General features: G+C 28.3%; 12 protein-coding genes and 1 tRNA gene. 4 read left to right on the top strand and 9 right to left on the bottom strand.

Annotated elements, in window-relative coordinates:
• Positions 1–180, top strand: coding sequence for a CPXCG motif-containing cysteine-rich protein (locus tag AC0J2F_RS05045; protein WP_473009368.1), 180 nt, complete (start codon positions 1–3; stop codon positions 178–180).
• Between the two features lie 63 nt (positions 181–243).
• Positions 244–316, top strand: a tRNA-Met gene (locus tag AC0J2F_RS05040).
• Here AC0J2F_RS05040 and AC0J2F_RS05035 read toward each other — a convergent pair.
• From AC0J2F_RS05035 to AC0J2F_RS05000, 8 genes are all read right to left on the bottom strand, one after another.
• A complete protein-coding gene (locus tag AC0J2F_RS05035) occupies positions 276–1,931 on the bottom strand; it encodes a recombinase family protein (RefSeq protein ID WP_473009367.1) in 1,656 nt (551 codons plus the stop codon). The two genes, AC0J2F_RS05040 and AC0J2F_RS05035, sit on opposite strands and share 41 nt — an antisense overlap.
• A 176-nt stretch (positions 1,932–2,107) precedes the next feature.
• Complete coding sequence (locus tag AC0J2F_RS05030; RefSeq protein ID WP_473009117.1) at positions 2,108–2,275, bottom strand: helix-turn-helix transcriptional regulator; 168 nt, start codon at positions 2,273–2,275, stop codon at positions 2,108–2,110.
• 127 nt (positions 2,276–2,402) lie between these two features.
• Positions 2,403–2,597 (bottom strand): hypothetical protein, encoded by a 195-nt coding sequence (locus tag AC0J2F_RS05025; protein WP_473009116.1) that lies wholly within the window; start codon positions 2,595–2,597, stop codon positions 2,403–2,405.
• A 486-nt stretch (positions 2,598–3,083) separates the two neighbouring features.
• Entirely contained in the window at positions 3,084–4,064 is a 981-nt protein-coding gene (locus AC0J2F_RS05020) for a LamG-like jellyroll fold domain-containing protein (RefSeq protein ID WP_473009115.1), read from the bottom strand.
• Between the two features lie 127 nt (positions 4,065–4,191).
• Positions 4,192–4,881 (bottom strand): recombinase family protein, encoded by a 690-nt coding sequence (locus tag AC0J2F_RS05015; protein WP_473009114.1) that lies wholly within the window; start codon positions 4,879–4,881, stop codon positions 4,192–4,194.
• Between the two features lie 257 nt (positions 4,882–5,138).
• Positions 5,139–5,276, bottom strand: a complete 138-nt coding sequence (locus tag AC0J2F_RS05010) for a hypothetical protein (RefSeq protein ID WP_473009113.1) — start codon at positions 5,274–5,276, stop codon at positions 5,139–5,141.
• Between the two features lie 10 nt (positions 5,277–5,286).
• Positions 5,287–5,742, bottom strand: coding sequence for a hypothetical protein (locus AC0J2F_RS05005; RefSeq protein ID WP_473009112.1), 456 nt, complete (start codon positions 5,740–5,742; stop codon positions 5,287–5,289).
• Positions 5,743–5,774: 32 nt separating this feature from the next.
• Entirely contained in the window at positions 5,775–7,349 is a 1,575-nt protein-coding gene (locus AC0J2F_RS05000; RefSeq protein ID WP_473009111.1) for a hypothetical protein, read from the bottom strand.
• Between the two features lie 536 nt (positions 7,350–7,885).
• Between AC0J2F_RS05000 and AC0J2F_RS04995 the strand changes: the two genes are divergently transcribed.
• Positions 7,886–9,301, top strand: coding sequence for an SPOR domain-containing protein (locus AC0J2F_RS04995; RefSeq protein WP_374959847.1), 1,416 nt, complete (start codon positions 7,886–7,888; stop codon positions 9,299–9,301).
• 442 nt (positions 9,302–9,743) lie between these two features.
• Entirely contained in the window at positions 9,744–10,373 is a 630-nt protein-coding gene (locus AC0J2F_RS04990; RefSeq protein WP_374959846.1) for a hypothetical protein, read from the top strand.
• Positions 10,374–10,463: 90 nt separating this feature from the next.
• On the opposite strand, the gene AC0J2F_RS04985 is transcribed toward AC0J2F_RS04990, so the two are convergent.
• Positions 10,464–10,751 carry a hypothetical protein gene (locus AC0J2F_RS04985; protein WP_374957873.1) on the bottom strand — a complete coding sequence of 96 codons (288 nt, stop codon included), beginning with the start codon at positions 10,749–10,751 and terminating at the stop codon, positions 10,464–10,466.
• Between the last annotated feature and the right edge of the window lie 30 nt (positions 10,752–10,781).

Raw genomic sequence — 10,781 nt, 5'->3', positions numbered from 1 at the left:
ATGGAAGAGCATTTGTTTCAATGTCCATATTGTTGGGAAACCATCTCTATGTTGCTCGATCCGTCCGTTTCTCAGACCTACATAGAAGATTGCGAAGTTTGCTGTAATCCTATTGAGATCAGCGTTCGCTTTGACGATCAGCAGCTTATAAATTTTAGCGCAGAAAGCATCGACCAGTAAAGGAAAAAAGACTTCCTAGGGCATTGCCAATCTCTAAAAGCGTTGTATATTTGCAATCCACATCGCGGGATAGAGCAGTAGGTAGCTCGTCGGGCTCATAACCCGAAGGTCGCAGGTTCGAGTCCTGCTCCCGCTACTAATTCATTATTTAATATATAAAAATTATCCCTTTTGTTTTTAAGGGATATTTTTTTTCTATCTACTTCATATTCTACAATTCCTCTTTCTTTACCTAATTTAACACCTAATTCTATCTCAAATTTTTTCTTACCTTCTTCCTTTATCTCTTTAATAAAAACCTTTTCTATATACTTGTCTAAAATCCTTTTCTTATCCTCTTTCCTTTTTATATTATAGTCTTTCAGTATCTCTTCTTTCATGTAATCCATCCAATTTTCAATCTTATCTACATAACCATATTTAATTATTTCTCTATCAACACCTTTTTTCTTCTTTAATATCTTTTCTTTATTTATCTCATATTCATCTTTAATCCAACTTTTATAATCTTCATCACTAACATCACCATCTAAATACAAATTCATTAATTTATTTTTTCTAACATCTAACTTCTTCAATTCTCTTTCATAATATCCCTTTTTACCAATAAATCTATCTTTTAAACCAACTTCACTATTATATCTCTTTTTAAAATCTCTTATTATAATATCACTATTAATCAATATTCTAAATAATCCATTCCAAACAATATCATCTAATTTATCTTTACTTATTTTATTCCCTCTTACTCCACTATCACACAAACTGTTTTCATCAATTTCTATTCCTCTTCTTTTATTTTTCCAAATCTCTTTATAACTACTACATCTATAATATCTGTAACTTTTTCCTTTAACTAATTTTCCACTTCCTTCAATCCACATACTTTTCCCACAATCACCACAAAAACATTTACCTTTTAACAAATAAATCTCTTTACTATTCCCTTTTCTTATTCCTTTAACAAACTTTAATTTCTCTTTGACTAAACTAAACACTTCATCATCAACAACTTTATCTAATTCAAATTCAAATACTCCATCTTTTTCAGTATTAAAAACTAATTTTCCATTATACTTTTTGTTACCTAAAACTCTACTCACTAATCCATTATAAACAATCCTTTTTCCATTTACTTTTTTTCCATATTTTTTTTCAATTAACTTCTCAACATCACCATATTTCTTAACATTTTTATATAAGAAATAATTATACATGTCTCTTATAACTTCACACTCATTTTCAATCAAATTTATTTCACCTCCAACACTTTCAAAACCAAACCCAATTTTACCTAATCCTTTACCCTCTCTCCATCTTTTGTTTCTACCTTCTTTCATTACCCTCACTAACTTCCTCTTCCAATACTCACTGAAAACACTACTTAATCCAAATTCTAATTCTCCACTTCCATCTAAAATATTTTTCTCCTCCCAACCAACAAAAACTTTTATACCACTATCCTCAACCAATTTTCTAAAATACAACATCACTTCAACATCCCTAATCATCCTATCCCAATCATACAACCATATACCTTCTATTTCTCCATTAAATATTTTTTCTTCTAATTGTAAAAAAACCTCCCTTTCAATACCTAACTTAACTCCACTAACTACTTCACTAAACACTTCATATTCATATCCTCTTTCTTTACAAAATTTAATCCCCATTTCTTTTTGAAATTCTAAACTACTCCCTTCATCACTTTGGATTTTGCTACTTACTCTACAATAAACACCAACTTTCATTTTTATATATTAAATATTAAACTACTTAAATATACAATAAATCTTCATTTATATAAATTTCTATACATAAATCAAACTAATAGTATACCTTACAAATATTTACTTCATTTTTAAACAAAAAAAAGAGTCAATAAATGACTCTATTAATTTAATATAACTTACAAATTAGAAATGTTTTAATTTTTCAATCTCTCATTTAAAAATTTATCTACATCACTCTCTTTAAATCTAACACTTTTACCTATTTTTAAATATCTTAAACCCTCACTCATCATTTTATCAATCTTACCAATACTTAATCCTAAATTTCTACTTAAATCTTTTTTGCTTAATATATTTTCCATATCATTTTAAATTTAAATCCCTTTATCTAACACATTTTCTCATTTAAATAATGTTATTGTATATTATTACACTATTTCACTTTTAGATCTATTAATTCTACACTTATAATGTAAATACTACTCATCATTATAATCTGATATTTTTGTTCTTATCTAATAATTCTATCCATCTCAACAATAATTCAACATCTTCTTTTTTATTACTTTTTTTAATTATTCCTTTATTAATCCCATACTCAATCCACTTACTTATTTCTTCTAAACTATAAACCTTTTTAAAGTCATTTTTAATTACCCTTTCCTTTATCAATTTATTATACATAATCATTTATTAATAAATATCTAAACTTCTTAAAACAAAAAATAATTAATAGAAAAAGGGAAGAAGTAGGGGAGATGGTTGTAGTTTGTTTGGAAGATTCTTATTTTTATATTGGGTAAACCACCCTATTCTCAATTATTCAAAACACCCCATACCTACCAATCTAAATATATGATTTTTGACTATAAAAAACCACTTCTTTATAAGAAATTTTATCTAAAAATTTTTTTAATTGACACACAAACACACACTTATTAACTCTATATAAATCAATACACTCAATTCAATAAAGTACACACCAATAAACCTCTAAATATCAAAAATTCATCCTATTCATACACCCACATATCCCCAAAAAAAACCCTAAAAACAACTTTTAGGGAATTTAACTACCAATTTTTATATTCTAATTACTTAATACAACCTCTTGATTTAGTTATTGTAAAAACTTATTTTATTGAATTGTATTTGAGTTAGAATCTGTAGCTACTTTTTTACCACTTTCTTAATAGTTAATATTTGATTAACATCCATCACACAAATAAAATAAATTCCTGCATTAAGGTTAGAGATATTAATTATATTTTGATTTGTATTTGTCAACACTAGCTGTCCAGATAAGTTGTATATGTTAATCTCAGCAATTGGTGTTTCTGTTTCAATAGAAATAATTCCACTAGTTAGTGTTGGATAGATTTTAGGTGAATTTATGGTGAATTCTGGAGTATTTAGTGGGTTACAATAGACATCAGTATTCCATGAATTATTAATGTCCATATTATACATTACCCCATTATATGACCCAGCTGAGTCTATAATTACAGTCCCTGAACCTTCCTCAAATTTATAATGTGCCACTAAATTAGGTATCTCATTACCCCCACAGTTAAATAAATCACTAACTTCAGTAGAATTTAGTACTCTATCATATATTCTAAATTCATCCAACAGCCCAATATAGTCAGCAAGTCCCTCTACACGATTATCTCCAATAAAATAATCATCTCCTGTGTCCATTATCCCGCCAGCACTACAATCCTGGCCAATAAAAATGTTGTCAACGTATAAAGTCACACAGTTGGACTCCTTAATTGCTACTGCATGATGCCAGTTGCCATCGGAATATACTACAGGAGAAATCACTGTTGGTCCATCTGTACTCCCAGGACCTCCATTTACAATTACCTTACCATCTATTAATCCAAAATTAAATTCAGGGTTAGTAGGTTGGGTGTCATTTGATATGAAATAACCTGGATCGGCTGATATTTGGGAAGACTTAAACCAAACTGAAAAAGATCCAGAATCTGAAGTAGAAGCAAGGTTGATTGGTCTGCCAATATTAATGTAATCATCTCCTCCAATAAACTCTATGGAATAATTATTTTGAGCATTAGAATTAATTGGAAAAAGTAGAGTGAGTCCAACTGTCATAATTAATTGAATCTCTTTTATGTTTAATGGCATAATCTAAAATTTAAATTTTTTAAATTTAGTGATTATAATTTTGATTAGCAATTGGAAAAATACTTTTTTTAATTACAATTGAATAAAAAAATAGTGGAAATAAGTAGATCCACTATTTAAATTGACATTATTTTCTCTCTACACTATAGAATCTCATCATATTATATAAACTACCATCATACCAACTGTTCCCTTCTTTACTTCTAATACCTTCATCATTTAATCTATTACTAATCTTTCTCCAACTCCATCCTCTACTTCTAAAATTTTTAACTCTTCTTATTATTCTTTTTTCTTCTTTATTTTCAATCATTTTCCCATTTACATTATCATAACCATACATCATTCTTCCATACACTTCTCCATTTTCTTTTTTATTTCTCTTTACATCTTTTATTCTTTCCCTAATTACTTCAACTTCAAATTCATTAATACTACTTAAAATATTCATTATTAAACTTCCTATTTTATCATCATTACTCAAATTCTCTTTAATACTAAAAAACCCAATATTATTACTTTTTAAATAATCCATAAACTCAACAACATCTTTCATTTTTCTTCCTAATCTACTCAAACTCCAAACCACAATACCATCAATTTTATTCTCCTTCATAAATTCAACCATACTTTTAAAACCATTTCTTTTATCAATACTCATTCCACTAACTCCATCATCCTCATAAACATCAATCAAATCAAAATCATTCAAACTACAATATTCTTTAATCTTCTTTTTTTGAAGTGGAATAGAATTATTTTTCCTTTTTTGAATCTCACTACTAACCCTTACATATCCTATTACTTTTTTCATCATTTTTTATATTATTATTTTAATGTTAATATAAAATTAAGAACTAAAGTAATGACTAACAACTACTTATATAATACATTTCCAATTAGTTATAAAATAAAAAAGAGATACTTTTCTAAATATCTCTAATTATCTAAACTTTATTTTTATATATTATTTAAGTGTAATTTTTATTATAACTTTTTTAATATTAAATCAAATACAACTATTTGTTCCTCTTCATTACTAAATCAACTACCCCCAAATAATCTTTCTTATTTCTAATATCTTATTTTTACATCATCACTTAACTTAATATTTGGATAAGTATCATCACCACTATCAAACCCTAACAAAATTTCACAATCATTATCACTTTCTCCATCATATAAATTGATTGATATTTTATCTATTTTCATATTACCACTCTTATAATTCAAATTCAAATCCAATTAAATTATTCTTTCCATATTCATCTACATTCATAACTTCAAATATTTCTAAATTTTCATATTCACTAACTTTTAAATTTTCACACAAATACTCATCTATCTTAAAAATCAAATCTTTAACACTTATTTCATCATTAAACTTTTCATTTATTTCTTTATCCATAATTTTACTGCTTCCATTTATTCCCCAGTAAATCCATCTACTATCTAACAATACTTTTCGATTATCATTCATATCTCTAACCCAATACCCATCTCCTTTAACATCTCCTTCTTCATCAAAATATTCTTCTCTCCACACACTCCAATAATATTCTTTACCATCTACCTTAAATAACCAAAATCCTTCATTTACATTAATTTCTAATCCTTCATCATTATTAGAAAAACTATCACTACTAATATATTTCCAATCTTTAAACTTTACTTTCATAATTAATAATTTATATTCTTCAATTTAACAATTTAATTACTACTAAATCTGATACAACTACTCATTCCAATTAATTCATCACCAATTATATTCATAACTAAATCTTTATCACTTTTTCTTATCATCATTCCATCATATAAACTAATATAATAAATCCCTTTATTAATCATTTTCTTCCAAATACCTTTCATTATTATAACTTCCATACTCATTAAAACTCTACTCATATTTTTAAATCTTTCATACCCATAATATTCTCTTCCTTCAAAATTAAAACTCATATTACTATTCTTTATTTTTTCTAATACTCTATAACCACTCTCACAAAATATGAGTTTCATAATTTCATCATAACTATATTTACCATCTAAATATCTTTTTCTTTTTCCATCATTACTTTCTCCATTTATTAAATACAAAACCAATTCTTTCATATAAATTCTACTATAATTATCAACTATCATATCAACTCTACCCAACTCAATACCTAAAAATTTATAAAAATCAATTCTCTTATCAATATCTCCCTCAAAACATATCTTATACTTTTCTAAAAAATCTGAAACATCAATATCACCTACAATTTTTTTAATATAATCATCAAACTTACTCCCACCTTTTTTAACTTCATTTATCCCTTTAAATACTCTATATAATAAACTAACATATCCATTTACCATATCAACTTCAACAACATCTTCACCATCTAATTTTAATACACCTCTAAATTCTTTTTCTTTTTTATTAAATATATTTCCATATCTCCCACTAAAATTATCCTTATCAAATCCATTAAAACTAAAACCACCTCTTTTTAACTCATCTAATTCAATTTTCATTAATTCATAACTCAATCTTCCTCTTAATAAAAACTCACTTCTTTTTTCATAACTCCATCCTTCACTTATTTTTCTTTTCTTTTTATTACTTAAAAACTCCCAATTTCTCCTTTCATAATCTAACTCAACTCTTTTATTTAATCTTCTTTTTAATAAAATTCTTATTCCATCACTATTTCCCAAAATATCCACATTTTTACAACTCTCAATTTCCCAATTAATAAACTCATCTCTATTATCACCAACTTTCAAATCACCACTATATAACTTATCTAAAAATCTAATTAACCTACTATTCCTTATATAAACAACTCTTCTCTTACAATCATCACTAAAAAAATTCTTATTTAATTCATATAATTCCTTTTTCTTACCAAACTTCCCTACACCATATTTTATATCAATAACCTTTAATTCTCTTAATCTTTTTATTATTTCTATATATCTACTACTTAAAATTCCATTACAAATCTTACTACTATCAACATAAACCCACCTATTTCCTCTTCTCTTTTCTAACTCTATTCCTTTCTTATATAATAAAAACAAAAATCTACCAATCCTCTCAACTAATTTATAACCAAATTCTTTTTCTATTTCTCTCTCATCCCAATAACTAAATTCATATCTAATATATTTCTCTTCAATTATTTTTTTATTTAACCTACTTACCCACTTACCACTATCTTCATTATAATATCTCTTCTTCTTATTATCATAATATCCATATTCATATAATCTTTTTCTATTATACCACTTATAACTCATTTTAATAATATTAAATTATAATAAATGTTACACTAAAATAATATATAATAAATAAAATAATTAATTAATATTAATATCATTACACTAAAAAAATATATAACTTATTTAGACCAATTATTAAATAACTGAATCTAAATAAACATCAAATAATTAAAAAACAATCAAATAAAAAATAATTCATAAACTACTCATAATCAACAATATAAAAATCATTTTCACTATATTTTATACTTTTTCTGCCACTTACACTCCACCAAACATCCAATTTAACTTTTACAATAAATCTATTTTTATATATCAAATTACAACCCAATACGAAGAAAGCCTCTTGAGAAATCAAGAGGCTTTTTCTTTGCCGACAAGTGAACGCTCGCGTTCAAGCTTCAAAGGGCATAAAAAACCAAACACCGCCTTGCGGTGTTGTTTTCATTGTAATGCTCTTAAAGACTTACCTTTTTTGGTGATTTACCCTATTTTTGTAATTTTATTGAACAAGCTAAGGATGACTTTTTTCCTTGTTTAAATAGATGACCATTGTGAACAAATATATTCTTTGTAGTGCCCTTTTGTTGTTATTTTCTTGCTCTAGTCCAAGGTTTAATGAAAAGAATCCATACGCTCTTCAAGTCAAAGAAGTAAGAAGTTATTACAAGGCAACAGATATACAAGACAGATTACATGATCAGGGTATAGATGCTTACATAATATTAGAAAATACCGCGGATGGCGATTGGTACAGAGTTTTGACTGGAGCCGAAAAAACTATTGATGATATCAATGCGTATAGAAAATCATTAGAGTCGAAATTCAATACTGACGATCTCAAAATAATTAACTATCAGGCAATAGAAGAAAGCATTGATAAAGATTTTGCAAATCATTTAAATGAGCGACAAAGATTAAAGGCTGAAAAACCTAAAGTGCCGCGAAAAATATTTGATTTAATAAATAAGTTTCCGGATGATAAAAATTTCATTGTAAAAAGTTTTTTTGTTACCGATTGCCCTGATTCAACATCAAATCTGCAAAAATATCGTGCTGCATATAAGGACATAAAACACGATTTACCTAGGGGGATATATATGCGGAGTTTGATGAAAAACTCCAATGCTATTGCAGAAGTTATTTATGAAGACAATCTATTTGGTGATCAAGTAACATTAGATATAATTGAGCTAAAAGATAGTTTGGATTTAGATATAACAGCAGAAAAAGCAATGACTAATATCGATATTGCTAATTACTTCGCAGAGATCATTTTAGAAACAGGAAAATATGATTTTGAAGATAAATTAATGATAAAAATCTCTGCATTTCAGGATTTAAAGGGTTATAAAGTGACAATTCAACCAAAAAGGAACAATAAGAACTTAAGAACATATTTCTGTTTGGTCACAGAAGATTCTAAATATCTTATATTTTCACAATCGACTGATAAAACCGATGCTGAAATTATTGAAATGATCGAAAATTTGGGTGAGTCTGACGGATTAAATTCATATGATGAGTTCTATAATGCGTTTTACACTATACCAGCTGTATGCGAAATTGATGATCCGTTCATTTCAATTTATTCACAAAAATTAACTGATGAATATGCTCGGAGAAGGAGATATGCAGAATGGTCAAAAAAAATGGTGGGATATTGGCAAACTACCGCTTACTTTAATGGTAAAGAGAATAATTCTTGGGGAGTTTCCTTTTTCGACTTATTAAATAAAACCAATGTAGATTTAATATACAATACCTTATATATTGATTATAAAGAATCTAAGAATGAAGATGAAATCATTGACGTAATCGACCGAAAGGGTGTGATCGATACCGGCAAATATCCAAATGAACTATCTTTTCCAAAAAATCGCTTCGTAGTCACAGTAAATAATTTTTATAAGGGTAAGTTGACTCGCAAAAAAATGTTGACAATAACCAATTGTTTACAATTAAATTAACAACAGATTGTCATGATAAAATCATTTTTCATGTTTAATACTTTCAAATGATGAGTGAAACTCCTTTTTCAAAGGGTCATCAAATGTAATGTTATCATAACCATCGCATTCTTCTTCATTAATGAACATATCCCATATCAGTTCATGGGGCAGTTTTTTTGCTTTTCCTTGAAATACATTTTTTGTCTTTAAACTCAATAAGCTTGCATAGTATAGTGTTAAATACATCCTGCTGTCTATTGCTTTAAACTGCTAATTTAGCGATCGCAGATATCTTCATCAAACGTCTAATAGACGTTTGGTTTTATTGTTGTAAAACTACATTTCGATAGCCTCTAAGCAGCGCGAAGAGATATAGCGGAGAGCGCGGTGCTATAAAGCACAAAGTGCTACTGCGGCAAGCGCCCAAAAACACACACATATAACAAGACTCTTAATTTTCTTGAAAAATAATTTAATTCGCCTCAATGAACGTTACGAGCGCGCCGCGAACAATTTTAGCAGCTTTTTCAGTGTAGACAGTATTGTTCAAAAAGCCAGAGCTCTAAGGGCCACGGAAGCTTTCAAAACTCAGCAGCGTCAGTATACTGAAGTTTTGATAAAAGAGCAGGAACTCGCTGATACTTACACTCAAAAGCTACTAGAAGAAATTGAGAAGTCAAAGCCCAATGCCCAACCTTGGGAAAAGCGGATCTCAAAGATCCTAAAGCAGATAGAGGAGACGTTAGACCACTTTGAAAAGCGTATGTTTCAAAGAATAATCGCTCAGTTGGCGGTGACCTCCTACGAAGCCGCTTACAGCAGAAGCGACTCTTTAACTTTACAACAACTCATGTTCTGTTTCGATGTATGGATCTATACAGCGCCCGAGCGGCCTTACGGCTATTTTGTGCAGATGAGAAACGCTATGACTATTCCAGATCATAAGTTAACACTCAATTACCTGGAACGCCTTATTGCAAGTGGTTACAAGGATTATAGATCCATTGCCAATTTTGAGCCTCTAGACCCGCTCAGAAATTCGGCAGAATATCAAGAGATCATTCAAAGAATAAAGAACGATAATGAATGATTATTTTGTGTCTTGCTTTGAAATGATATATCAAAAAACCACAACAGATTTAAGAATCCATTGTGGTCGTTAGGTTTTTAGTGTTGCTTTTTAGAAGAGCAAATTCATTGCAATGAGTAGGATACAGATTGCCAGACTTCCTAAAAGTGTGTTGAGCACTATTTTAGGTTTTTGAACCGTTAAAATAGAAGCCAGTACTCCGGTGCACATTACCACGGCTGCAAATACTTGGATCATTGACCATAGGGAACTTCCGTTGAGGAAAATGGTGTATACAGCTATTCCGCCCAAACAGGTCGATACAATGATTGCTGTAGAAGCGTAAAGCATAAAATTTTCTGTCCAGTCCTGATTCAGTTTAGCATATAGTGCACTCATGGTATTTGATTTTAATTGTTTACTCAACAA

This window comes from Gilvibacter sp. CC01 (assembly GCF_055755295.1).
Note: the sequence above shows the minus strand (reverse complement) of the source record. Positions and strands in the feature narration are given on the sequence as shown.